The organism is Methylobacterium sp. J-078 (assembly GCF_022829285.1).
Taxonomy (GTDB): domain Bacteria; phylum Pseudomonadota; class Alphaproteobacteria; order Rhizobiales; family Beijerinckiaceae; genus Methylobacterium.
Window position 1 is genome coordinate 23,514 of sequence record NZ_JAKSYI010000069.1, and the last position, 23,234, is coordinate 46,747.

22 protein-coding genes are annotated in these 23,234 nt (G+C 70.4%); 12 read left to right on the forward strand and 10 right to left on the reverse strand.

The genetic code is table 11. From position 1 onward, the window contains the following. Positions 1 to 143 precede the first annotated feature (143 nt). Positions 144 to 1,988, forward strand: coding sequence for a chloride channel protein (locus MKK58_RS10900; RefSeq protein ID WP_243912097.1), 1,845 nt, complete (start codon positions 144 to 146; stop codon positions 1,986 to 1,988). Positions 1,989 to 1,994: 6 nt separating this feature from the next. Here MKK58_RS10900 and MKK58_RS10905 read toward each other — a convergent pair whose 3' ends face one another. The 3 genes from MKK58_RS10905 to MKK58_RS10915 form a co-directional block, all read right to left on the reverse strand. After that, the gene (locus MKK58_RS10905) at positions 1,995 to 2,198 is read right to left on the reverse strand and encodes a sporulation protein YpjB (RefSeq protein ID WP_243912098.1); all 204 of its coding nucleotides are present in this window, start codon (positions 2,196 to 2,198) and stop codon (positions 1,995 to 1,997) included. Positions 2,199 to 2,264: 66 nt separating this feature from the next. After that, on the reverse strand, positions 2,265 to 3,026 hold the full coding sequence (locus tag MKK58_RS10910; protein ID WP_243912099.1) for a YfdX family protein: 762 nt from the start codon (positions 3,024 to 3,026) through the stop codon (positions 2,265 to 2,267). Positions 3,027 to 3,303: 277 nt separating this feature from the next. After that, the gene (locus MKK58_RS10915; protein ID WP_243912100.1) at positions 3,304 to 4,641 is read right to left on the reverse strand and encodes an MFS family transporter; all 1,338 of its coding nucleotides are present in this window, start codon (positions 4,639 to 4,641) and stop codon (positions 3,304 to 3,306) included. Between the two features lie 317 nt (positions 4,642 to 4,958). Here MKK58_RS10915 and MKK58_RS10920 point away from each other — a divergent pair, with 317 nt between their 5' ends. After that, entirely contained in the window at positions 4,959 to 5,813 is an 855-nt protein-coding gene (locus tag MKK58_RS10920; protein WP_243912101.1) for a DUF1236 domain-containing protein, read from the forward strand. Positions 5,814 to 5,871: 58 nt separating this feature from the next. Here MKK58_RS10920 and hrcA read toward each other — a convergent pair whose 3' ends face one another. Together hrcA and MKK58_RS10930 are read right to left on the reverse strand one after the other, a co-directional pair. Continuing rightward, complete coding sequence (hrcA, locus tag MKK58_RS10925; RefSeq protein WP_243912294.1) at positions 5,872 to 6,927, reverse strand: heat-inducible transcriptional repressor HrcA; 1,056 nt, start codon at positions 6,925 to 6,927, stop codon at positions 5,872 to 5,874. Between the two features lie 293 nt (positions 6,928 to 7,220). Then, positions 7,221 to 7,508 carry a hypothetical protein gene (locus tag MKK58_RS10930; RefSeq protein WP_243912102.1) on the reverse strand — a complete coding sequence of 96 codons (288 nt, stop codon included), beginning with the start codon at positions 7,506 to 7,508 and terminating at the stop codon, positions 7,221 to 7,223. A 134-nt stretch (positions 7,509 to 7,642) separates the two neighbouring features. Between MKK58_RS10930 and rph the strand changes: the two genes are divergently transcribed. The 3 genes from rph to hemW all read left to right on the forward strand — a co-directional run bounded on the left by rph (position 7,643) and on the right by hemW (position 10,230). After that, positions 7,643 to 8,359, forward strand: coding sequence for a ribonuclease PH (gene rph, locus MKK58_RS10935; protein ID WP_243912103.1), 717 nt, complete (start codon positions 7,643 to 7,645; stop codon positions 8,357 to 8,359). Beyond that, on the forward strand, positions 8,356 to 8,988 hold the full coding sequence (gene rdgB, locus MKK58_RS10940) for an RdgB/HAM1 family non-canonical purine NTP pyrophosphatase (RefSeq protein WP_243912104.1): 633 nt from the start codon (positions 8,356 to 8,358) through the stop codon (positions 8,986 to 8,988). The genes rph and rdgB overlap by 4 nt, the downstream gene beginning before the upstream one ends. Before the next feature lie 63 nt (positions 8,989 to 9,051). Then, on the forward strand, positions 9,052 to 10,230 hold the full coding sequence (gene hemW, locus MKK58_RS10945) for a radical SAM family heme chaperone HemW (RefSeq protein WP_243912105.1): 1,179 nt from the start codon (positions 9,052 to 9,054) through the stop codon (positions 10,228 to 10,230). Positions 10,231 to 10,243: 13 nt separating this feature from the next. Here the strand turns inward: hemW and MKK58_RS10950 are convergent, their stop codons facing one another. Then, complete coding sequence (locus tag MKK58_RS10950) at positions 10,244 to 11,488, reverse strand: penicillin-binding protein activator (protein ID WP_243912106.1); 1,245 nt, start codon at positions 11,486 to 11,488, stop codon at positions 10,244 to 10,246. Between the two features lie 120 nt (positions 11,489 to 11,608). On the opposite strand from MKK58_RS10950, the gene rsmI reads away from it, so the two are divergent. Together rsmI and MKK58_RS10960 are read left to right on the forward strand one after the other, a co-directional pair. Next, entirely contained in the window at positions 11,609 to 12,568 is a 960-nt protein-coding gene (rsmI, locus tag MKK58_RS10955) for a 16S rRNA (cytidine(1402)-2'-O)-methyltransferase (protein WP_243912107.1), read from the forward strand. After that, a complete protein-coding gene (locus MKK58_RS10960) occupies positions 12,561 to 12,932 on the forward strand; it encodes a YraN family protein (protein WP_243912108.1) in 372 nt (123 codons plus the stop codon). The genes rsmI and MKK58_RS10960 overlap by 8 nt, the downstream gene beginning before the upstream one ends. Before the next feature lie 16 nt (positions 12,933 to 12,948). Here the strand turns inward: MKK58_RS10960 and MKK58_RS10965 are convergent, their stop codons facing one another. Then, positions 12,949 to 13,338: a response regulator gene (locus MKK58_RS10965; RefSeq protein WP_243912295.1), complete on the reverse strand. Its 390-nt coding sequence runs from the start codon at positions 13,336 to 13,338 to the stop codon at positions 12,949 to 12,951. Positions 13,339 to 13,641: 303 nt separating this feature from the next. Between MKK58_RS10965 and MKK58_RS10970 the strand changes: the two genes are divergently transcribed. The 3 genes from MKK58_RS10970 to MKK58_RS10980 are packed head-to-tail and all read left to right on the forward strand — an operon-like array spanning position 13,642 to position 16,522. Next, positions 13,642 to 14,583, forward strand: coding sequence for a glycine betaine ABC transporter substrate-binding protein (locus MKK58_RS10970; protein WP_409565229.1), 942 nt, complete (start codon positions 13,642 to 13,644; stop codon positions 14,581 to 14,583). Between the two features lie 2 nt (positions 14,584 to 14,585). Further along, on the forward strand, positions 14,586 to 15,773 hold the full coding sequence (locus MKK58_RS10975) for an ABC transporter permease subunit (protein WP_243912297.1): 1,188 nt from the start codon (positions 14,586 to 14,588) through the stop codon (positions 15,771 to 15,773). Further along, a complete protein-coding gene (locus tag MKK58_RS10980) occupies positions 15,773 to 16,522 on the forward strand; it encodes an ABC transporter permease (RefSeq protein WP_243912109.1) in 750 nt (249 codons plus the stop codon). Before MKK58_RS10975 ends, MKK58_RS10980 begins: the two co-directional genes overlap by 1 nt. Here MKK58_RS10980 and MKK58_RS10985 read toward each other — a convergent pair. Together MKK58_RS10985 and MKK58_RS10990 are read right to left on the reverse strand one after the other, a co-directional pair. Then, on the reverse strand, positions 16,509 to 17,600 hold the full coding sequence (locus MKK58_RS10985) for a L,D-transpeptidase (RefSeq protein ID WP_243912110.1): 1,092 nt from the start codon (positions 17,598 to 17,600) through the stop codon (positions 16,509 to 16,511). The two genes, MKK58_RS10980 and MKK58_RS10985, sit on opposite strands and share 14 nt — an antisense overlap. Positions 17,601 to 17,675: 75 nt before the next feature. Next, positions 17,676 to 18,623: an extensin family protein gene (locus MKK58_RS10990; protein ID WP_409565230.1), complete on the reverse strand. Its 948-nt coding sequence runs from the start codon at positions 18,621 to 18,623 to the stop codon at positions 17,676 to 17,678. Between the two features lie 196 nt (positions 18,624 to 18,819). Here MKK58_RS10990 and MKK58_RS10995 point away from each other — a divergent pair, with 196 nt between their 5' ends. Both MKK58_RS10995 and MKK58_RS11000 read left to right on the forward strand, forming a co-directional pair. Next, positions 18,820 to 20,910, forward strand: coding sequence for a M3 family metallopeptidase (locus tag MKK58_RS10995; protein WP_243912111.1), 2,091 nt, complete (start codon positions 18,820 to 18,822; stop codon positions 20,908 to 20,910). 83 nt (positions 20,911 to 20,993) lie between these two features. Continuing rightward, the gene (locus tag MKK58_RS11000) at positions 20,994 to 21,800 is read left to right on the forward strand and encodes a hypothetical protein (protein ID WP_243912112.1); all 807 of its coding nucleotides are present in this window, start codon (positions 20,994 to 20,996) and stop codon (positions 21,798 to 21,800) included. A gap of 514 nt (positions 21,801 to 22,314) precedes the next feature. On the opposite strand, the gene MKK58_RS11005 is transcribed toward MKK58_RS11000, so the two are convergent. Then, on the reverse strand, positions 22,315 to 23,214 hold the full coding sequence (locus MKK58_RS11005; protein WP_243912113.1) for an NAD(P)/FAD-dependent oxidoreductase: 900 nt from the start codon (positions 23,212 to 23,214) through the stop codon (positions 22,315 to 22,317). Between the last annotated feature and the right edge of the window lie 20 nt (positions 23,215 to 23,234).

Consider the following 23,234-nt stretch of genomic DNA (forward strand, 5'->3'; position numbering starts at 1 on the left):
GATCGTCGGCAAAAGTGTGCGCCATCCCCAGCGGGTGCGTGGGCGCCGGACGGTCGACGGCGGGACTTCGGGCAGGCTAAGCAGGGCTCGGGTCCGCTTTCCACGCGCGCTCCTCCCGGCCCCCGCCCCCAAAACACCGGTCGATGCCACCGCAACCCGTCCCTTCCCGCCCGCCGGTCGCCCACCGGGTCCTCGTCCAGGCGCCGGGGCATCTGCGCGCCCTGGTGCGCGGCAGCGAGATCGGCCTGATCGTGCTGGCCGCGCTCATCGGCTGCTGCGGCGGCGTAGCGGTCGCTGCGATGACCTATGCGACGCAGGGCATGCGCGAATGGCTCTACGGACTGCCGCCCGGCCTGCGCCTGAGCGCCGCCACGGACCTTCCTCCTCTGGTGATGCTGCTGGCACCGGCCTTCGGTGGCGTGCTGCTGGCGCTGTTCACCCTCGCGTTGCGCTGGCAGCGCAGACCGCGCCGGGCCGTCGTCGACCCGATCGAGGCGAACGCCCTCCACGGCGGCCGGATGTCGATCCGCGATTCCACCGTGGTGGTGATCCAGAACACGATCTCCAACGGCAGCGGCATCTCGGTGGGGATGGAGGCGGCCTACACGCAGTTCTGCGCAGGCCTCGCCTCGCGTCTCGGCCTGTCCTTCGAGCTGCGCCGGGCCGACCAGCGCACCCTGGTCGGCTGCGGCGCGGCGGCTGCCATCGCGGCGGCCTTCGGCGCGCCGCTGACGGGCGCGTTCTATGCCTTCGAACTCATTATCGGTACCTACTCCATCGCGACGCTGACCCCCGTCGTGGTGTCCGCCCTGTGCGGCAGCGTCGTTGCCCGCGCCCTGGTGGCGCAGACATCCCTCGTCACCGTCGAGCGGGCGGACGCCATCACCACGACGGTGCTCACCACCCTGGACACGGTGCCGAGCCTCGCCCTCGGACTCATCTGCGCCGGGCTCGGCATCCTCATCATGCGCGGCGTGACGCTGGTGGAGGGGGCGTTCCGCGCCACTCGCCTGCCGACCCTGTGCGTTCCGGTCCTCGGCGGGCTCTGCGTCGGCGGGCTGGCGCTGATCGCCTCGCCGCAGGTTCTGTCCGGGGGACACGGGGCGCTGCACCTGCACCTCGACGCCCACGGAACCACCCTCGGGCTGTCCGCCCTGGTCCTCCTGTTCGTCGCCAAGGCGACCGCCTCGGCGATTTCCATCGGGTCGGGATTTCGCGGCGGCCTGTTCTTCGCCTCGCTCTTCCTCGGTGCGATCGCGGGCGAGATCTTCGCCGCCGGAATGCCGCTGATCCTGCCCGGCCTCGCCGCCTTCGGGCTCACCCCGCTCGCCTACGCGGTGATCGGCATGAGCGCCCTGGCGGTGGCGGTGATCGGCGGCCCTCTGACCATGACGTTCCTCGCCCTCGAACTCACCGGCAGCTTCCCGATCACCGGCCTCGTCCTCGTGGCGGTGATCGCCTCGTCCCTGACGGTGCGCAAGACCTTCGGCTACTCCTTCGCCACCTGGCGCTTCCATCTGCGGGGCGAGAGCATCCGCAGCGCGCACGACGTCGGCTGGATCCGCACCCTGACGGTGGGCAAGCTGATGCGCCGCGAGGTGCCGATGGCCCCCCTCGACCAGACGCTGCCCGCCTTCCTGCGCAAGCATCCCCTTGGTTCGCCCTCGCGGGTGGTGATGGTGGACGGGGAGGGGCGCTACGCCGGCATCATCCTGGTGCCGGAAGCGCACGCCGCCCTGCGCGAGGCCGAGGACGGCTCCCCCGACCTTTCCGGCCTGTTGCGCCACACGGCCGACGTCCTCACCGCCGACATGAACGCCAAGATCGCCACGGCGATCTTCGACCGGACCGAGAGCGAAGCCCTGGCGGTTGTCGAGGACCTCAAGAGCCGCAAGGTCATCGGCTTCCTCACGGAGAGCCACACCCTGAAGCGCTACAGCGAGGAACTGGACCGGCAGCGCCGGGCGGTGCTGGGCGAAACGGGCTGACGGCTGTCAGTTCGTCCGGCCGGTGACGCGGCGCCAGCCGACATAGCTGAAGGCGAGCAGGCTCGCCCCGCCCATCATGACTAGGCTCCAGCCCCAGTCGCTCGGCAATTGCCCGTCCATCGGATGCAGGGCGAGCCCCGAGGCCAGCACGAGTCCGAAGCCGGTGACGATGGCGGAGACCAGAAGCCCGAAACGGATCCCGATGCCCATGGCGAGGCTGCCTTTCCGATGGAAACGGGCCGGCCGCCCTCGCGGGGTGGCCGGCGGGTCGGAGCGTCACTTCTGCGGCGCGGTCGAGGCCGTCGCGGCGGCCGGGGTCGCGGGCTTCTGCGGGGCGCCGAGCACGTCGACCACGTCGAAGCGTACGCCGTCCTCCACCTTCTTCAGGAGGGCGTTGCCCTCGTAGTACTGGCCCTGGCCGATCAGCTTCGCGGCTTGATCGACCTCGGTCGTGGTCTGATTCAGGGGCACGACGGCGAGGACGAAGTTCACGTCGACGCCGGCGAGCTTCAGCCCATCCACGGCTGCCTTCCGGTCACCCTTCTCCAGGCTCTTATTGGCGGTGGCGACCGCGGCGGCCTTGGTCGGCGTCGCCACGAAGTCCTCACCGAGGGTCAGCTGCCCGTCGACCGGGAGCCAGGCGGTGGGCTGGGTGGACGCCATGGCCGGATCGTTCGCCTTGGCCGTGTCGCCACCCCTGGTCGTGCCGGCCGGCTTGGCCGGGCCGCGCAGGTCCGCTTCGGCTTTGGTGTAGACCGCCTCGTCGGTCTTGGCCTTGGTCAGCGAGGCCTGTGCCTTTCCGATCAGGTCCTTGGCGAGGGTCGGATCGGCGTCGAAGATCGCGATGCGGGCGAGATGCAGGTCGCGGAAGGCCTGGGCGCCGTCCTTCGAAAGCTTGCCCACGTCCGTGTCGGCAGCCTGCTGCGCGGCGCTGACCGGCGGGGCAGCCGGGGTCTTCACGGCGTCGTTCGCGAAGGCGACTCCGCCGAGGAGCGAGGTGGCGGCGAGGAAAGCGGCGACTTTTCTGGTCTTGGTCATGGCAATACCTCCGAAGATGAGCGGCGCCAAGCATCTCACGCCACCTTGACCTGTCCGCGCCGAAGCTCTCTCCTGATTTCGACTGTGGTCCCACCTGTTTTCGAAGTCACCTTAAAGAATTGTCAGGTTTGGTTCATGCGATCCGGCTTGACAGATGTCGAGATCGGGGGGCGTCATCGCGCCAACGGGCGGTCGTCGGCGCCCGGAAGCCGGCCATGAAAAAAGCACGCGATGCGACGGCATCGCGTGCTCTTAAGGTTTCGGAAAAATCGTCGTCTCAGGCGGCCGAGAGCCGGGTCTTGCGCATCAGAGCCTCCTCGACCGTGCCGTCGCCGTCGAGGTACCCGTGCCGCTTCGGGTTCGGCATGATCAGCGAGCCGATGAAGGCGATGCCGAGCATCACCGTCACGTACCAGAAGAACGTGCTCTCGGAGCCGACCTGCTTCAGGTAGAGCGCGACCATCTCGGCGGTGCCGCCGAACAGCGAGTTGGCGATGGCGTAGGAGAGGCCGACGCCGAGCGCCCGCACCTGGGTCGGGAACAGCTCGGCTTTCACGATGCCGCTGATGCCGGTGTAGAAGCTGATCACGATCAGCCCGACCATGATGAGGGCGAACGACAGAACCGCGTTCTGCGTCGATCCGATGGCCGTCATCAGCGGCACCACCATCAGGGTGCCGAGGCCGCTGTAGAGCAGCATGTTGGCCTTGCGGCCGATCCGGTCCGAGAGCCAGCCGAAGAACGGCTGGATGATCATGTAGACGAACAGCGCGGCCGTGGAGATCTGCGAGGCCGTCACCTTGTCGATATGCGCCGTGTTGAAGAGGTACTTCGGCATGTACGTCGTGAAGGTGTAGAAGCTCAGCGAGCCGCCGGCGGTGTAGGCCAGCACCACGCAGAACGCGCGCCAGTGCTTGAACAGGGCCGAGAAGGTGCCAGAATCCTTCTTGGCCATGTCCTCCTTGGTGGCGGTCTCGTCGAGGGACGAGCGCAGGTAGAGGGCGACCACCGCCGCGATGGCGCCGATCACGAACGGGATGCGCCAGCCCCAGGCGGTGAGTTCCTGAGCGGTGAGGAAGCTCTGCAGGATGATCAGCACCAGCGAGGCGAGGAGCTGGCCGCCGATCAGCGTGACGTACTGGAACGAGGCGAAGAAGCCGCGGCGGCCCTTCACGGCGATCTCGCTCATGTAGGTGGCGCTGGTGCCGTACTCGCCGCCCACCGACAGGCCCTGGATCATCCGGGCGAGCAGCAGCAGGGCCGGCGCGAGCTGCCCGACCGTGGCGTAGGTCGGCAGCACCGCGATCATCAGCGACCCGGCGCACATCATCAGCACCGAGATCAGCATCGATGTCTTGCGGCCAAGGCGATCGGCGATGCGGCCGAAGAGCCAGCCGCCGATCGGGCGCATGAAGAAGCCCACCGCGAACACCGCGGCCGATTGCAGGAGCTGACTGGTGCTGTCGCCGGCGGGGAAGAACACCGGCGCGAAGTAGAGCGCGAAGAACGCGTAGCAGTAGAAGTCGAACCACTCGACGAGGTTGCCCGACGAGGAGGCGACGATCGCCTTGATGCGGCGTCGATTGTCGGCGGCTTCGTCCGCCCTGAGTGCCATGCTTTCGGCCGCACCTGTCATGCGTTTCACCCCTGTGTGCTCGGCGAAACCGTTCCATGGCCCGCTTTGCGCCGGACGTTACTGCGTGAGGCGGATTTCACAAGGGCTGCCAGCGGGTTGCTCGCGAAAGCCAAGATAACGATGAAATCAGCCTGTTGAAGAGCTCGCTTAAAGCTTGGCCGTGGCTCGCGAATAGGTTCCGTACGCCGCGTGGAAAGATCAGCGCAAGAAAGCCGGGAACGGTTTCTCGAAGATCCTCGTTGCGGGTGGCATCGGCGTCGAGCGGCGTCTGGCACAACGAGATTGGAATCGATCCCATGAACAAGCTCTTGCGGAGCACGGTGACGGCGGCGGCGCTGGTGATTGGTGCGGCGAGCGCGTTCGCGCAGGGTGGCCCCGGCGGTGCCGGTGGTGGCGCCGGAGGGGCTGCGGGCGGCGGCGCCGGGGGCGGTGCCGGCATGGGTGCGGGCGGCGGAGGCGGCGCGGGCGGAGGTGCCGGTGGTGGCGGAATGCGCGGCGGGGCCGGTGGTCCGGAGTCCGGGGCCGGTCCGGCTGGCGGCGCTCAGCGCGGCGGGGCCGAAGGACCCGGCGTCCGTGGCGCCGAGGGCGGAGCAGGCCGCCAGGACGGCCGTCCCGGTTCGGCCGCCGGGGAGCGCGGTGGCCGCGAGGATGGTGGCGCGGCGACGCGCGACGGCCGGGGCGACCGCGACGGCAAGGCGGATCGCGATGGCAAGGGGGATCGTGACGGCAAGATGGATCGCGACGGCAAGGCTGATCGTGACGGCAAGATGGACCGTGACGGCAAGGCGGATCGCGGCGGCCGGATGGACCGGGACGAGCGCGGTGGCCGAGCCGACCGCGACGGTCGGGGCGGACGCGGCGATCGCGGCGATCGCGGTGCGGTCCGGGGTGCCTACGGGCGCCTCGGCGCGCCGCAGCGGACGGAGTTCCGCCAGAGCGTGTTCCGCCGCGGGATTCCGCGCCTCGCCGCCGGCGCCTTCGCGCTGACCGTCGGCACGGCCATCGCCCGCAGCTACACCCTCTACGACCTGCCGCCGGACATCGTCCGGATCGCGCCGGAATACGAGGATTACCGCTACGTGCTCGTGGACGACGACATCGTCATCGTCGATCCCGACACCTACGAGATCGTGGACGTGATCCGCGGCTGATCCCGTCGATCAGGACGTTCAGGGGGCGGTGCTTCGGCTCCGCCCCTTCGCGTTCGTCTCAGCGTTTGCGGTCGAGGAGGCCTGAGACGACCCGGGCGGTGTAGTCGACCATCGGCACGATGCGGGCATAGTTCAGCCGCGTCGGGCCGATGACGCCGACGACACCCACGATCTTCTGGGACCCATCGCGAAAAGGGGCGGCGATCATCGACGAGCCCGACAGCGAGAACAGCTTGTTCTCCGAGCCGATGAAGATCCGCACGCCCTCGCCGCCCTCGGCCCGGGATAGAAGCTCGATCACGTCCTTCTGGGTCTCGAGGTCGTTGAACAGCAGGCGGATGCGGTCGAGGTCCTCGGCCGCGCGCAGGTCGTCGAGGAGATTGGCCTGGCCGCGCACGATGAGCTGGCGCGCGTCGGACGGGCCGACGCTGACCGCCAGCCCCGCATCGACGAGGCGCTCGGTGATGACGTCGAGCTCGCGCTTCATCGCTTGCCGACCGGATTCGATCTCGGCCCGCAGGGTGCCGAGAGTGCGGCCCTGGAGTCGGGCGTTGAGGTAGTTCGAGGCCTCCTGCAGGGCGCTCGCCGGCAGGCCCGGCGGCAGATCGAGGAGGCGGTTCTCCACTGACCCATCGTCGGAGACGAGGACGACCAGGGCCCGGGTCGGGTCGAGGCGCACGAACTCGATGTGCTTGAGATGGACGTTGGTCTTGGTGGTGAGCACCACGCCGGCGCCGCGCGAGATGCCCGACAGCAGCATCGATGCTTCGGCCAGGGCGGAATCGAAGGTGTGGCCCGAGGCGGCCGCCCGCATCTGCGCCTCGATCCGGTCCTGCTCCTCGCGGCCGACATCCCCGAGTTCCAGCATGGCATCGACGAAGAAGCGTAGGCCCTGCTCGGTGGGCAGCCGACCCGCGGAGGCGTGCGGCGCGAAGATGAGGCCGGAATGCTCCAGATCCGCCATCACGTTGCGGATCGAGGCCGGCGACAGCGTCATCGGCAGGATGCGGGCAAGGTTGCGCGAGCCGACCGGCTCACCGGTCGAGAGATAGCTTTCGACGATCTGCCGGAAGATCTCACGCGAGCGCTCGTTCAGCGCGCTGAGAACCTGCATCTGCTGCGATGACGAGAAGGGGCGGGCGGGCTCTGTCACGGTCCATTCCTGAAGCCTGATTGTGACCGCCCGGCGTCGCGAACACAATGCCGCTGACGGTCGCTGCGCACCGACGAAGGCGGTAGCACGTCCACGGCCACCATCCTCATCCGGCCGCGCGTCCCGCGAAGAAATTGCGCCCCGGTGTGAGACCGTTTGGCGGTTGGGTTCGTTGGCCTTCCTCATCGTCCGGTCACGGGCGCTGACGACGATCGTCGAAACGCGTCACCAGGAGTGGTTGCCCCATGAGAAAATCAGCCCGATCCGGTCTGATCCGATCCCTCGCCGTCGCCCTCGCGCTCATTGGCGCGACCCTGTTCGGCGCTCCCCAGGGTGCGCAGGCCGCCCCGGCCATCGTGTCCGCCGAGGTCGCCGGGCCGGCTGCCGGCCTCACCGAGGTTCAGTACGGCCGCCACTGGCACCACCGCGGGGGGCGCGGCTTCCGCCACCACCATCACCATCGCGGCCGGCACTTCGGCCATCATCACCGCCGTCATTTCGGGCATCATTTCGGTCACCGCCACGGCCACCATTTCGGCCATCGCCGCTACCGCTACTGAGCCCTTCGGAGGTCCGGGCCGCTCACGGGCGGCCCGGACCATCCGCAGCCTCGCTTGCCGCGCTGGGCTCAGGCCCGTAAAGCCCGCTCCCGACCATGATCGAGAAGGAGAGCGGCATGCGGCCCTCGAAGCGCGGACCCGACGAGTTGCGCACCGTCACCCTGGAGCGCGCCGTCTCCCGCCACGCCGAGGGTTCCTGCCTCGTCAGCTTCGGCGACACCAAGGTTCTCTGCACGGCCTCCCTGGAGGAGCGCGGCCCCGGTTGGCTGCGGGGCTCCGGCAAGGGCTGGGTCACCGCCGAATATTCCATGTTGCCCCGCGCCACGCACGAGCGCACCCGCCGCGAGGTGACGTCCGGCAAGCCCTCCGGCCGGACCCAGGAGATCCAGCGCCTCATCGGCCGCTCGCTGCGTGCCGTCACCAACCTGCCGGCCATCGGCGAGCGTCAGATCACCGTCGATTGCGACGTGATCCAGGCCGATGGCGGCACCCGCACCGCCGCGATCACCGGCGCCTGGGTCGCCCTGCACGACTGCTTCACCTGGATGCGCGGCCGCTCGATCATCTCGGTCGATCCCCTGCGCGACCACGTGGCGGCGGTGTCCTGCGGCATCTACAAGGGCAAGCCCGTCCTCGACCTCGACTACGCCGAGGATTCCGGTGCCGAGACCGACGCCAATTTCGTCATCACCGGCTCCGGCGGTCTGGTCGAAGTTCAGGGCACCGCCGAGGGCAAGCCGTTCTCGGAGGACGAACTCCTCGAGTTGCTGCGTCTGGCCAAGGGCGGCATCCACGCCCTCGTCGCGCTTCAAAAGCAGGCCGTCGGCCAATGAGCGGACATCGCATCCTCAGCGGCCGCGTCGTCATCGCGACCCACAATGCCGGCAAGCTCGTGGAGATGCGCGAATTGCTGGCGCCCTTCGGCGTCGATGCCGTCTCGGCCGGTGAACTCGGGCTGGCCGAGCCCGACGAGACCGGAACGATGTTCGCCGAGAACGCCGCCATCAAGGCGCTCGCCGCCGCAGCGGCCTCGGGCCTGCCGGCCTTCGCCGACGATTCCGGGCTCTGCGTCAATGCGCTCGACGGGGCGCCGGGACTTTTCTCGGCGCGCTGGGCCGGTCCGTCCAAGGACTTTTCAGGCGCCATGGCGCGCATCGCCTCCGAACTCGACAAGCGCGGGGCCACCACCCGGCGGGCGCACTTCGTCTCCGCCCTGGTGATCGCCTGGCCGGACGGCCACACCGAGACCTTCGAGGGCCGGGTCTTCGGCGAGCTCGTGGAACCGCGCGGCGCGAGCGGGTTCGGCTACGACCCGATGTTCCTCCCCGACGGCTACGACCGCACCTTCGGCGAGATCTCCTCGGAGGAGAAGCACGGGGTCGACTGGCAGACCGGCGACGCGCTCTCGCACCGCGCCCGCGCCTTCGTGCTCCTGGCACAGACCTGCCTGCGGCGTCCGTGAGACGGGCGCCGGGGTTGCCAAGCGCCCCCCCGGCGCGCACATCCGCCCCATGACGTGCGCCCCATGACCGAACCGACAGGCCCGGACCACCCGACCCGCGACGCGGGCTTCGGGGTCTATGTCCACTGGCCCTTCTGCGCCTCGAAGTGCCCGTATTGCGACTTCAACAGCCACGTGCGCCACGCGCCCGTGGACGAGGTTCGTTTCCTGAAGGCGTTCCGGACCGAGATCGCCCACGTGGCCGCACGCACGCCGGGCCGCACCGTGTCGAGCATCTTCCTCGGCGGCGGCACGCCCTCCCTAATGCAGCCCGCCACGGTGGCAGGACTTCTCGACGCCATCGGGCAAGGCTGGAGCGTGGCGCCCGGCGTCGAGGTCACCCTGGAGGCGAACCCGACCAGCGTCGAGGCGACGCGCTTCCGCGGCTACCGCTCCGCTGGGGTCAATCGCGTCTCCCTCGGCGTCCAGGCCATGGACGACGCCTCCCTGAGGCAGCTCGGGCGCCTCCACAGCGCGGCCGAGGCGATGGCGGCCGTGGCGGTCGCGGCGGCGCATTTCGAGCGCTACTCCTTCGACCTCATCTACGCGCGCCCGGACCAGAGCCCGGCCGCATGGCGGGCCGAACTCGAGGGCGCCATCGCCCGCGCCGCCGAGCACCTGTCGCTCTACCAGCTCACCATCGAGCCCGGCACGCCGTTCTACGGCCTCGCCGCCGCCGGCAAGCTGGTACCGCCCGACGACGATTCCGCGCGCGCGCTCTACGACCTGACGCAGGAGATTTGCGACCGGGCCGGCCTCCGGGCCTACGAGATCTCGAACCACGCCCGGGCCGGCGCGGAATCGCGGCATAACCTCCTGTATTGGCGGTATGGCGAGTATGCGGGCATCGGCCCCGGCGCGCACGGTCGCCTCGTGACCGGAGACGGTCGTCTGGGTACGGTCACCGAGCGGGCGCCGGAAGCTTGGCTCGCCCGCGTCGAGCGGGACGGCCACGGCATCGTCGAGACCGAGACGCTGGCGCCATCCGACCAGGGCGACGAGTTCCTCATGATGGGCTTGCGCCTGCGCGAGGGCATCGACCCTGACCGCTACGCGGCCCTGAAGGGCCGTGCCCTCGATCCTGCGCGCATCGCCGACCTCGTCGGCGACGGCCTGATCGCCGCCAGCCCCGAGGGCCGCATCGCCGCGACGCCCGCCGGGGCGCCGGTGCTCAACGCCGTGGTGGCGGCTCTTGCCGCCTGATCTCGCCGCCTGATCAGGTGCCCGAAGGGCCGAGGGTACGCGGCGCCGGACTGACAACGGCGGGAGCGCCGCTGCGGATCTCGTAGATCGCGAGCGCGCGGTCGCTCGGGCCGTCCGGCCGGAACCGGAAGGTGCCGTCGATGCCCGAGAAGCCGGACGGGTTGGTGAGGGTGGTGTCGGCGAAGCGCTGCGAGCCGTATTGCCGTGACAGGGCCGACATGAGCGAGACGGCGTCGTAGGCAAGCGTCGCCACGCGGGGCGGTGCGCTGCCGAAGCGGGCCTGGTAGCGCTGCGCGAAACCGTTGAAGCCCGCGGCATCGGGTGCGGCGTACCATCCGCCCTGGAGGGCCGGCAGGGCGTAGACCCGCGGATCGCTCCACACCGCCGTCCCGATCGGCCGGACGCGCGATGGCGAGAAGCCCGCTTTGGCCAGCGCTGCCGCTGCCGCGCCGAGGCCATCCGGGGTATCGGGCAGGAACAGGGCATCGGCCTGGGCGCCGGGCCCGGTGATCAGGCTGGCGAGCCGCGCGACGGCCGCTCCGGGATTGCCGGCCGGGTAGCGCTCGATGGCCACGAGGCGGGCGCCCTTGCGCGCCACCGCTTCGCGGAACTGCGCCTCCACGGCGTTGCCGTAGGCGGTCTCGGGGATCATCGCCGCGAAGGACTTGCGGCCGGATGCAACGGACTCGTCCACGATCCGGTCGACCTCCGCCTGCGGCAGGAAGCTGAGCAGATAGGTCCCGCGCGCGGCGACCCCCGCGTCGGTGGAGAAGGCGATGAGCGGCTTGCCGGCGGACCGGATCACGGTCGCGGCCGCCTGAACGTTGGTGGCGAAGAGCGGCCCGAGCACGAGTTCGACCCCGTCCGCGACGGCAGACTGCGCCGCTTCGCGGGCGCCCTCCGGCGACCCGCGATCGTCCTTCACCAGGATCTGCAGGTCGGGCTTTTGAAAATCCTCGATCGCGAGTTCGGCGGCGTTGCGCATCGCCGTGCCCACGGCCGAGCCTGGCCCCGAGAGCGGCACGATGAGCGCGACCTTGACCGACCCGGTCCCGATCCGGCTCCCCGCCACGACGGCCGGTGCGTCCGGGGAGGGCGTGTCCGCGGGCGCGGTGGCCGGAACCGGCTCGCGCGCGACCCGGGTTCCGCCATCCGGACCACCGACGCAGGCGGCCAGCGCGACGGCCAGGAACGCGCCTGCAGCGGCCGGCGCGACCCGTCGCGCGGCCCCGGATCGCAGCCTCTTCGTGCACGCCATCGAAGGCCCCTCTGTCGCCGGCAGACGACCCACGCATAAAGTTTAGAGCCCAAAAGTAAATGTGAGCACACCCCGTCCGGTGCATTCCGCCGGAGGGGTGGAACGTGGCAAGGTCCCGCCATGACGCAGAAGACCGACACTCGGCCCCGGCGCCGCCGCGACCCGGCGGATGCGGGCACGAAGCCGCCCGCGACCTTCACCGCCTTCGGGCTTGCGGCCGAGGCGGAGGCCATCGAACCCGGGCTGCACGTGGTGGCGACCCCGATCGGCAACCTCAAGGACGTTTCGTTCCGCGCGCTCGCCACCCTCGCCGCCGCCGACGCCGTCCTGGCCGAGGACACCCGCGTCACCCGCACGCTGCTGATGCATTACGGGATCACGACGCCGCTGGTGGCCTACCACGAGCATTCGAACGCGGCGGTACGCGAACGGATGGTCGCCCGCATGCTGGCCGGGGAGGCCCTGGCGCTGGTCTCGGACGCCGGCACGCCGCTGGTCTCGGATCCAGGCTTCAAGCTGGTTCAGGCCGCTATCGAGGCCGGGGTGCTGATCACCCCGATTCCCGGACCCTCGGCGGTGATGACCGCCATCGTGGCGGCTGGCCTGCCGACGGACCGCTTCTTCTTCGAGGGCTTCCTACCGGCGAAATCCGGTGCGCGCCGCAACCGGCTGGAGACCCTCGGCCAGATCCCCTGCACGCTGGTGCTGTTCGAATCCCCCCATCGCCTCCCCGAGATGCTGGTCGACGCCGCGGAAACCCTCGGGGGCGCCCGGCCGGCCGCCGTGGCCCGGGAACTGACCAAGCTCTACGAAACGATCCGGCGCGGCAGCTTGGCGGAGCTTGCCGCGACCTTTGCCGAAGAAGGCCCGCCGAAGGGCGAAGTCGTCGTGATCATCGGCACCCATGACGTGGCCCCCGACGCGGCCGCGACCGATGCGGGGATCGACGCGGCCCTCGCGGCGGCCCTCGCCCGGCACTCGATCAAGGATGCGGCGACCCTGGTGGCGGAGGAGACCGGCCAGCCTCGCCGCGCCGTCTATGCGCGCGCCCTCGCCCTGGCGCGCCGCGACGATGCGTGAGGCGAGCGAGCACCGGCGCGTCACGGACCGACGCGGGCGTTCGGCCGAGACGCTCGCCCTGGTGGCCCTGATGCTGAAGGGGTACCGCCCCCTCGGCACGCGCTTCCGCGCGGCGGGCGGGGAGATCGACCTCATCGTCCGGCGGGGCGACACGGTCGCCTTCGTGGAGGTCAAGGCGCGCGACACCCTGCTGGCGGCCCAGGGTGCCATCGATGCGCACAAGGTGGCGCGGTTCTCGCGGGCGGCGCGGGCCTGGATCGGCCGCCACGCGGCCTGCGATGCCACGACGTTCCGGGCCGATGCGGTGTTCGTCTCACCCCGCGCCTGGCCCAGGCACGTGGTCGACGCCTTTCCGATCGGGTGAGGTCAGGCCGGTGGTCTCAGGCCTTCGCGGCTGCGACGGCGGCGATGAGCGTGCGCTTCAGATCGGCCTGGCTGAACGGCTTCTGCACCACCGGACGGTCACGGAAGGGTTCACGGATGCCGGCACCGCCATAGCCCGTCGAGAACACGATGGGGAGGTTGCGCTTCACGATCGCCTCGGCCACCGGGTAGATCGGCTCGCCCGCGACGTTGACGTCGAGGATGGCCACCTCGAAACTCTCGGCCTCGGCCATTTCCAGGGCCGTCGACAGGCGCGCGGCTGGGCCCACAACGGTGCAGCCGAAATCGAGCAGCATGTCTTCGAGCAGCATCGAGATTGCGGCTTCGTCCTCGACGACAAGCACGCGAGCCCCATTGAGAAGGTCGTCGTCCACTTGAGCACTCACGCCGGGGCTTCTTCCCTTCGATTCGTTCGGAATTCCGGAAGACCTTGCAGGAAGGCCATTCGCGGGTTCGCTCCCACCGTGTCCGATCAGCGCCGCGCGTCGCGGACGATACGGTCTTCGCGCGGCACCGGACGGCGGATCAACCACCTCGGCACAGAGCGAGCCGTCGCCCGTTCCGGCAGGCGTGTCAAGCACCGGGACCCTGGCAAACACTGTCTCGGAGGCCGCAATGTTACGCGCTGATACATTTCTCGCGGATCCGGGCTTCCGGGTAGGGTGCGGGCAGCAAGGCGCCAACAACCTATGTTAAATGAGCAGTTTGCGGCGCGGTCTGCGTCGCGGCGGTCCGTCCTCGGCGGCCTCGGTCTTCTGACTTGGCACGCCGGCGCCCCCGCTTTTGCCGAAGCTCCCCTCGTCGTGGCCTCGAAGAGCGACACGGAGGGGGCGCTCACCGGAGCGATGATCGCGCAGGTGCTCGGCAAACTCGGCCTCCCGGTGGCACGCAAGCTCGGCCTGGGGCCGACCCTGATCGTGCGCACGAGTCTCCTGTCCGGGGAGGTGACGATCTATCCCGAGTATACGGGCAACGGCGCCTTCTTCACCGGCACGGAGACCGATCCCGTCTGGAAGTCGCCGCAGGGGGCCTACGAGACGATCCGCCGTCGCGATGCGGAGCACGGCCTCGTCTGGCTCCAGCCCGCCCCGGCCAACAACACCTGGCTCATCGCGGTGAACGGCGATCTCGCCCGGCGCGAGGCTTTGGCGACGATGGCCGATTTCGCCGGTGCCGTGAAGCGCGGCCTGATCCGCCTCGCCGCATCCACCGAATTCGTCGAGAGCCCGGCAGCCCTGCCATCCTTCGAAGCCGCCTACGGCTTCACGCTGCCCCTCGACCGCATCATCAGCCTACCGGGCGGCGACACCGCCGTGACGGCACGCGCGGCGGCGCAGGGCATCAGTGGCGTGAACGCCGGCATGGTCTACGGAACGGACGGTGCGCTCTCGGCCCTCGATCTCACCGTGATGAGCGATCCCCTGGCCGCGCAGATCGTCTACGAGGTCGCACCGGTCATCCGGGCCGACGTCCTGGCGAGGCACCCCGGTATCGCGCCAGCCCTGGCGCGGGTCTTCACCACCCTCGATGCTCCGACCCTGCGCCGCCTCAACGCCCGCATCACCGTGGAGGGCGAGGTAGCCGAGTCCGTGGCCGGGCGATACCTCTCGGAGAACGGGCTGCTGCCGTGACGATGCATGATGCGCCTCTCGCCGGTCCGCTCGGCGTCGGTCCGTCGCGGAGGCTACCCCTCCTCGCTGGGATCGCCTGGACCTGCGCGCTCGCCCTGGCCCTGTTCGCCCTGCCGGTGCTCAGCATCGCCGAGAACCGCCTGGCGCTCGGGCGGCCCGTCCTCGGCGCCCAGGCGCTCGGCTGGTCTGTCGGACCGATCCTGGCTCTGGGCGTCGCCGGCCTCGTCGTCCCGAGCCGTCAGGCGGCAGGGCTGCGAGCCGGGCTCGCCGTCGCGGCCCTCGCGTTCGCGATCCTCGTCCTCGCCGCCGGCCTCGGCCGAGGTGCGATGCAGGCCCTTGCTGGTCTCCCCCCGGCCGCGCGGGCGAGTCTGGGGAGCGGCGCCTGGCTCGCCCTGGCGCTCCTCGCGGGCGGGCTCGGCCTTGCGGTGCGCCGTGCCCACGCGCCCTGGCTCGGGCCCGCGACGGTGGTGGCGCTCCTCCTCGGCGTCGGTCTGATGGCGCGCTCCGGCGCCTTCGATGCGCTTTCGCTGGCCGTCGAGTACGCGGCGCGCCGGGAAACGGTGAACGCCGCCATCGGCGAGCACCTCGCCCTCTCGGGCGCCGCCCTGGCCCTGGCGCTCGCCGGAGCCGTGCTCCTGTCGCTGTGGCGCCGGGGGCAGGGCGTCGTGGCGATCCTGCTCAGCGGGATCCAGGTGGTGCCGGCGGTGGCCCTCCTCGGCGGCCTCGTCGCCCTGACCGGCGGCCTCCTGCGCGCCGCCCCGGCCCTGCGCGACCTCGGCCTGTCGGCCCTCGGCGCGGTCCCGGCCATCGTCGCCATCGCGGCCTACCTGCTGCTGCCGCTCTGGCGGGGGCTGGCCCTCGCCCTGCGTTCCCCCGACGCCGCAACCCTGGAGGCCGCCGGAGCCCTCGGGCTCACCCCCGCGCAGGCCCTGTTCGGCGTTCGCCTGCCGCTGGGGGCGCCGATCCTCGTGGCCGCCCTGCGGGTGGCCGCCGTGCAGGCCGTCGGCCTCGCGACCCTCGGCGCCCTGGTGGGGGCCGGCGGCCTCGGCCGGATCGTCTTCGACGGCATGGCGCAGTTCGCCCCGGATCTGATCCTGCTCGGGGCGATTCCCGTAATCGCTCTGTCGCTGGGGGCCGAGACCGGCTTGAGCCGGATCGAGGCGGCGGCGCGCCGACGCTGGCACGCCTGATGCACCGCGCTGCGCAGTCGACCACTCGTCACCCGGCCTTGGGTCTCGCCGTCACCGGACTGATCCTCGCGGGCATCAGCCATCCGGCCGCCGCGACCTGGATCGCCGCCGCTCTCGGGGAACCCGCCCGGCGGCCCCTCGACGTGGCGCGCCTCCTCGCCCTGAGCCTGCAGCACGTCATCCTGGCCGGCGCGGGGCTCGGCCTCGTCGCGGTCCTAGGCGTCGGGCTCGGCATCTTGGTGACCCGCCGGGTCGCGAGCCCCTGGCGGCCCCTGGTCGACGCGGTCGCGGCGGGCGCGCAGGCCGTGCCGCCGGTGGTGGTGGTGGCGCTGGCCCTGCCGGTGCTCGGGTTCGGCGGTCCGCCGACCCTGCTGGCCCTCGTCGCCTACGGGATCATGCCGGTCCTGCGCGGCACGGTCGGCGGGATCGAGGGCGTCGCGTCCGACATCCGCGAGGCCGGCCGGGCGGTCGGCCTGACCAACTTTCAGATCCTGATGCGGATCGAACTGCCCCTGGCGGGGCCGGCCATCGTCGAGACCCTGCGTACGGCCCTCGTGCTCGCCGTCGCCACGGTCGCGGTGGGGGCACTCGCCGGGGCCACCACCCTCGGCACGCCGATCGTCGCCGGCCTGCAGAACCAGAACACGGTGCCCATGCTCCAGGGCGCGGCGGCCACCGCCGCCCTGGCGTTCCTCGGCGAGGCCGCACTCCTCGCCCTGGTGTCGGCCTGGCGCGCTATTCGTCCTTGAAGACCACTTCGGCGCCGCGGGCGACGTGGGTTGCGAGGTCGCGCGCATCCCAGTTGGTGAGCCGGATGCAGCCGTGGGATTCGGTCTTGCCGACCTTCTCGGGTTCGGGCGTCCCGTGGATGCCGTAGGAGGGAATCGACAGGTCGATCCAGACGATCCCGACGGGATTGTTCGGCCCCGGCGGAATCGTGAACTTGGTCTTCGCCTTTACGCCCGCGAACTCGTATTTCGGGTTGTAGGTGTAGGTCGGCACGAATGCGACCCCCTCGACCTTTGCCTTGCCGGAGGGGGCCGGCTTCTCCTCGCTGCCGATGGAGGCGGGATAGAACGCCACCAGCCGGCCCGCCTTGTCGAAGGACCGGACGTTGCGGCTCGCCTTGTCCACCTCGATTCGGGTCACGTCCTTCGCCTCGGCCAATTTTTCCTTGGCTGCCACGTCGGTTTTCGGCTTGCTCGTGTCCAGCGGCGGTACGGCGGCCACCTGGAGGACGGTACCGGCCTTGGCGAAATCCGCTCCGGGGTTCAGGGCAGAGAGCAGGTCCGGCGACATGTGGAAGCGCTCGGCCAGCATCTCGCGGGCGCTGGTGTAGCCGAGCGCGTCGAGGTCGGCCTGATCCTCCATCTTAGGGGGAATCCGGTCGACGAACGGCCCGGCCACGTCCGCCTCGCTCAGGGTGTAATCAACCAGCACCGGATCGGTGCTGGTCGCCTGAAGCTTGCCGGCGAGGTCGGGTTCGAGCGCTCCCCCGGACTTCAGGCCGTTGGCCGCCGCGAAGGCCGCGAGCGCCCCGCGCAGGTTGTCGCCGTCGCGCCCGTCGATGGCACCGGGTGAGAAGTGGGCGCGATCCAGCAGGACCTGCGCCTTGATGAGCGCTGGAACCGGACGCTTCGCGCCGCCGCCCTTGGACGTCTCCGTCTTGGGCGCCTCACCCGTGTCGCCCGCCTGCGCCAGGGACGCCCCCTCGACCGCCTCTCGGGTCAGGGCCGGCGCCTCCTCGGCATCCTTCGCGACCGCCGGGACCGCGATCCAGGCCAAGGTCAGCGCGGCCAAGCCGCCGCCGATCGTCCGTCCACCCATCCGCACCGGAAACTCCCGCACCATCGCATTGCAACCACGAGGGTAAGGCGGATCGTCCCTCCGGCGTTCCGTCACCTATTGGCAGAGGCGATGACCGGCGTTGCGCGCGCGCTCGTCGAGGTGGAGGTGGTTGGCATGGGCCGGGTCCGTGCCGGGGCCGAGCACCGTGCGAAAGAAGTCGCAGGCCCGGGTGCGAACCGCCGCCAGGAACGCCGCTTCCGGCGAGCCCTCGGGGGCCGGCGCGACGCTGATCCCCGGGCGCCCCGCGAAGTCGAAGCCCATCACGTCGACCCCGTTGGCGAAGCTATGCTCGCTCAGCTTGGCATCGGGATCGTGATTCTGGCCCCGGCACTCGTAGGACGTTCCGATCGAAAGTCCCTTCAACGGCTGGCCGAGGTCGCGCTGGGCGGTGACCTGTGCCTCCGTCGCCCAGCGGGCCAGGGCCTCGGCTGCCTCGCAGACCAGGGTGACGGGCGGGGCGAGGGCGAGGTCGTCGGCGAGCGCGGTGACCTTCAGGGGCTTGGCGGCTCCGCACTGGCCGTTGGAGATCGGCGGCAGCGGCTCGAACCGGGCACCGAGGCGTTCCAGGCGGCGCCGGCAGGCGCTGTCGTCCACCGGCGTCACGGTGATGGCGAGGGCTGTGCCGGCGAGTTCCGGCGGGCGCGGCGGCGGCACGGGCGTCTCACCGGTCTCCGTGGGCTTCCCGGACGCGCCGGGCCCCGTCGCTTCGGCGGGCTTCGTTGCTTCGGAAGGCTTCGCCGCCTCGGAAGGCTTGGCCGCGTCGACGGGCCTGGCGAGATCCGTGGGCCGTTCGGGCGGAAGCGGCGTCGCGACCAGATCGGGCGCGGCCGGCGCCCCGAGTTTGGCTGGGCGCGCCGGCGGCACGGGCGGCGGCATCGGGATCGCGGTGGCGTCGGAGGGGACCACTTTCTCCTGCGCACGCGCCACGATGACCGGACAGGCGAGCAGGACCGGCGCTGTCAGGGCCACCAGAAACAATCCGTGCAGGCGGGGCGGGCGCATCGCGTCTCGATCCTGGTGCGGCCACGCGTTTTTGCGGGACGGCGTGTTCGGGCCGGACGATCAGCGGGTTCGCGACGCTCCGCAAGGGCACGCGGACCACGCCAAGCAGCAATCGGTGAGGCGGGCCGCCTTTGCGCTTCGGCCGCACATGCTTACGTTGCAACGACCCTTGGACGAACTGAACGAAGGATTCCGGATGACCTCTGGTACGCCCGCCGACATGCACGACACCGAAGCCTCGACGGCGGCGCTGGGGCCTTTCGCCGAAACCGCGTGGGCGACGCCGCACGGCCTGCCACCCTTCGAGCGGATCACCCCCGCCCATTACCTGCCGGCCTTCGAGGCGGCCCTGGCCAGCCACAGCGCGGAGATCGCCGCCATTGCGGGCGAGAGCGCACCGGCCACCTTCGCCAACACCGTCGAGGCGCTGGAACGCGCCGGGCAAGCCCTCGACCGGGTGGCCTCGGTGTTCTTCAACCTCAGCGGCAGCCACACCAACGCGGAACTTCAGGCGGTGGAGCGCACCATCACCCCGCGGCTCGCCCGCCACGGCAGCGCGATCTACCTCAATGCCGATCTCTGGGCGCGCATCTCGGCCGTGGATGCCGAGGCCGAGGGGCTCGGTCCGGAGCAGGCCCGCGTGCTCGACCGCTACCGGACCCGCTTCCGGCGCTCCGGCGCCGACCTCGCGCCGGAGGCCAAGGCCCGCATGGCCGAGATCGCCGCCCGCATGGCCGAACTCGGCACCAGCTTCAGCCAGAACCTGCTCGCCGACGAGGGCGCCTTCGCGCTTCCCCTCGAGGGCGAGGACGATCTGGCCGGGCTTCCGTCCTTCCTGCGTTCGGCCGCCGCCGCGGCGGCGGAAGAGCGTGGCGGCGGCCACGGCCACGTCATCACCCTCTCGCGCTCGCTGATCGAGCCCTTCCTGGTGTTCTCGACCCGGCGCGACCTGCGCGAGAAGGCCTACGAGGCCTGGATCCGGCGCGGCGAGAACGGCGGCGAGACGGACAATCGCGGCCTGATCGCCGAGATCGTCTCCCTGCGGGCCGAGCGCGCGCGCCTGCTCGGCCACGAGAGCTTCGCCCATTTCAAGCTTTCGGACACGATGGCGGGCTCGCCCGACCGGGCGATGGACCTCCTGCGCAACGTCTGGACCCCAGCCCATCACCGTGCTGCCGCCGAGCGCGACCGGCTCCAGGCCCTGATTCAGGCGGAGGGGCACAACTTCGCCCTCGCGCGGCACGACTGGCGCCACTACGCGGAAAAGCTGCGGCGGGCCGAACACGACCTCGATGCCAGCGAGATCAAGGCGTACCTGCCCCTCGATGGCGTCATCGCCGCCGCGTTCGATACGGCGACTCGACTCTTCGGCCTGCGCTTCGCGGAACTCAGCGACGTTCCGCGTTACCATCCGGACGTGCGCGCCTGGGCGGTGCACGACGCGGACGGCTCGGAGATCGGCCTGTTCCTCGGGGACTACTTCGCCCGTGCCTCGAAGCGAAGCGGTGCCTGGATGAGTGCGTTCCGCTCGCAGGAACGTCTGGCGGGGGACATCAAGCCCATCATCGTCAACGTGATGAACTTCGCCAAGGCCCCGGACGGTGAGGCGACGCTCCTGTCCTTCGACGATGCCCGTACGCTGTTCCACGAGTTCGGACACGCCCTGCACGGCCTCCTCTCCGACGTGACCTACCCGTTGCTGGCGGGCACCGCCGTGGCGGGCGACTTCGTTGAACTGCCCTCGCAGCTCTACGAGCATTGGCTGGAACAGCCGGAGGTCCTGCGCGCCCATGCCAGGCATCACCGCACGGGCGAGCCCATGCCGGAGGATCTACTCGCCCGGCTGCTCGCCGCCCGTACCTTCAACCAGGGCTTCGCGACGATCGAGTACACGTCCTCGGCCATCGTCGACATGACCCTCCACCTGTCGAGCGCCGGCGAGGAGGGCCTCGACGTCACCGCTTTCGAGGCGGACGCCCTCAAGCGCATCGCCATGCCGGCCGAGATCGCGATGCGCCACCGCACGCCGCATTTCGCGCACATCTTCTCCGGCGACGGCTACGCGGCGGGCTATTACAGCTACCTCTGGTCCGAAGTGCTCGACGCCGATGCCTTTGACGCCTTCCGGGAGGCCGGGGACATCTTCCACCCGGAAACGGCGGCACGCCTGCGCAAGTACGTCTACGGGGCCGGCAACCTGCGCGATCCTAGCGAGGCCTACACCGCCTTCCGGGGCCGGTTGCCGAGCATCGACCCGCTCCTGCGCCAGCGCGGTCTCGCCGCCTGACCGTCGAAACCACCGGTATGGTAACGATTTCGTAAAGAAGCACGCTTAACCAATGCTTTCTGCGGATACAGGAAGCACCGGTCATGACGGATAAGGTCCTCGCGTCGTCGGCGGAAACCTCGCCCGAGGCATTGCTGAAGCAGGCGATTCTCGGCGCGCGCGCCTCGGCCGAGAAGGTCGACAAGCCGTCCGCGCCGGTTCGCCGGGCGGTTCGCTTCGATGCCCATCTGGCTGTGGTGTTCGCTGTCGCCATCGCGTTCGGCGCGATGCTGGGCGCTGGTGCGATGGGGTTGGCCGCTTCGGGCACGTCCGGGCAATCCGAGACCGTCGGTCAGCTTCGCCTTCAGGTGGACGCGATGCGGACGGAGTCCGAGCGTCAGGCCGAGCGCCTGGCAAAGAGTCTCACGCAGCTTCAAGAAATTACGGACGCGGCCCGCTCCGAGGCCAAGACCCGCAGCGCGACGCTGAGCGAGCGCCTCGGCCGCGCCGAACAATCGCTTTCCGCCAAGATCACCGCCACGGGCGATCGCCTGGAACAGGCGGAGAAGGACCAGACCGCGCGCCTGGCCGCTCTCACCACGCAGATCGAGAAGCGCGCTGCCGCGCCGACGCAGCCGGTGGCGGCCCCCCAGGCCGCGAAGTCCACGCCGCCCGAGCCGACCGAAACCGGCAGCCTGGCGGACAAGCCGAAGGCCGCCCCGACCGAGAACTGGGCCGTGCGGGAAGTCTACGACGGCGTCGCGGTCTTGGAGGATCGCAAGCGCCGCCTCGTCGAGGTCGGGCACGGCGACACCGTTCCGGGCCTGGGCCGGGTGGAGGCGATCGAGCGTCGCGGCAAAGCTTGGGTCGTCGTCACCAAGCAGGGTCTCATTACGCCGCAGGCGTGGTGAGACTGCGCGGAGCGCTGCCCTCAGAGGGACTGTGATTCGACCTGATGCTCGGCGTTCCGCAAGGGAAAACGCGGCTCGATCGTTGCCGGGTCCGCGATCAGGGCGCCCCGTGCGGCCCGAGCACGCCCATGCGTGAGAGCGCGCGTCCGGGCTTCCGCGGACGGATGCAGGAGGGCTGCGAGGAAGGCCGCGCCCTCGAACTCGGTGTCGAGATTCTTTGCTTCGAAGACAGGCATGGCAGCCACCGGACCCAGGGTCCCGTCGGTCTCCCGGTGGGAGCCCAGACCCTGTCATTGGCAGAAAACGGGGATAACGGCAATAAGTTCCGAGGTCCCTCGAATATTTACCGTTAATTCACTTCTGCACTGCGCTGAAGATTAATGCGGTGCGGCAGCGCACGCGATTACAGTCTTCGCGCCAGTCGTAGCCGTCGCACTCCGACGATGCCGCGCTATCGTTCCCGGTCGCATCCAAACACCCCCCCTCGCCGAGAAGACGAACGAATCCAATGCGTTCAGGCAACATCTGCGCGCAGAAGTTCGGTGTTGGCCGCGAAGGCCGCCATGGCCCCCTCCGCCGCCGCCACGACGGCGAACTGGACCCGCCGGGACGCATCGCCTGCCACGAACAGTCCCGGCACGTTGGTCGTTTCGTACTCGCCGGTCGGCACGATTCCTTTTTGGGTCAGGTCGCAGCCGAGCTGGGTGATGAGGCGGGACGGGTCGCACGACATCGGCATCAGGAAGACCGCGTGGCAGGGGCGGGTGGCGCCATCCACGAAGACGATGCGATGCGGCTGCTGTCCGTCGCCTTCCAGACGCCGAATCGCCGTTTCCACGATGGTGACGTTCTTGCGCTCCAGCTGGTCGCGGTCGCGCGACGAGAACGCGGTGGTCTTCGCATCGGTGCAGAGGGTGACGTCGCGGCTCCAGACCGTGAGTTCGAGGGCCATGCCCTTGGCCGCCGCGCCGTGGGCATAGACGACGAGGGGCCGGTCCCGGTTCTCGTAGCCGTCGCAATAGGGGCAGGAATGGACTCCGTGGCCCCAGTAGGCCTCGAAGCCGTGTACGTCCGGGAGAGCCTGATGCAGGCCCGTGGCGAGGATGAGCTTGCGCGCTTGCGCCTTCGTCCCATCCGCCAGGGTCACGGCGAACCCGTCGTCCCGGCGCTGGGCCGCCACCACTTCGACCTCGCGGCGCACGACGGTGTCGTAGCGCGCGAGGTCCGCCTCGGCTTTGGCCCGCAGGACGAGGGGCGGCGTCCCATCACGGGTGAAGACGCCCCAGGTGCGCGCGGTGACGGCGTTGCGCGGCGTACCGGCGTCGCAGAGGAGCACGTCGCGTCGGCATCGGCCCAGGATGAGGGCCGCGTTGAGGCCAGCCGGGCCGCCGCCGACGATGATGACGTCGTGCATGTCGTGTCGCTCCGGAACGG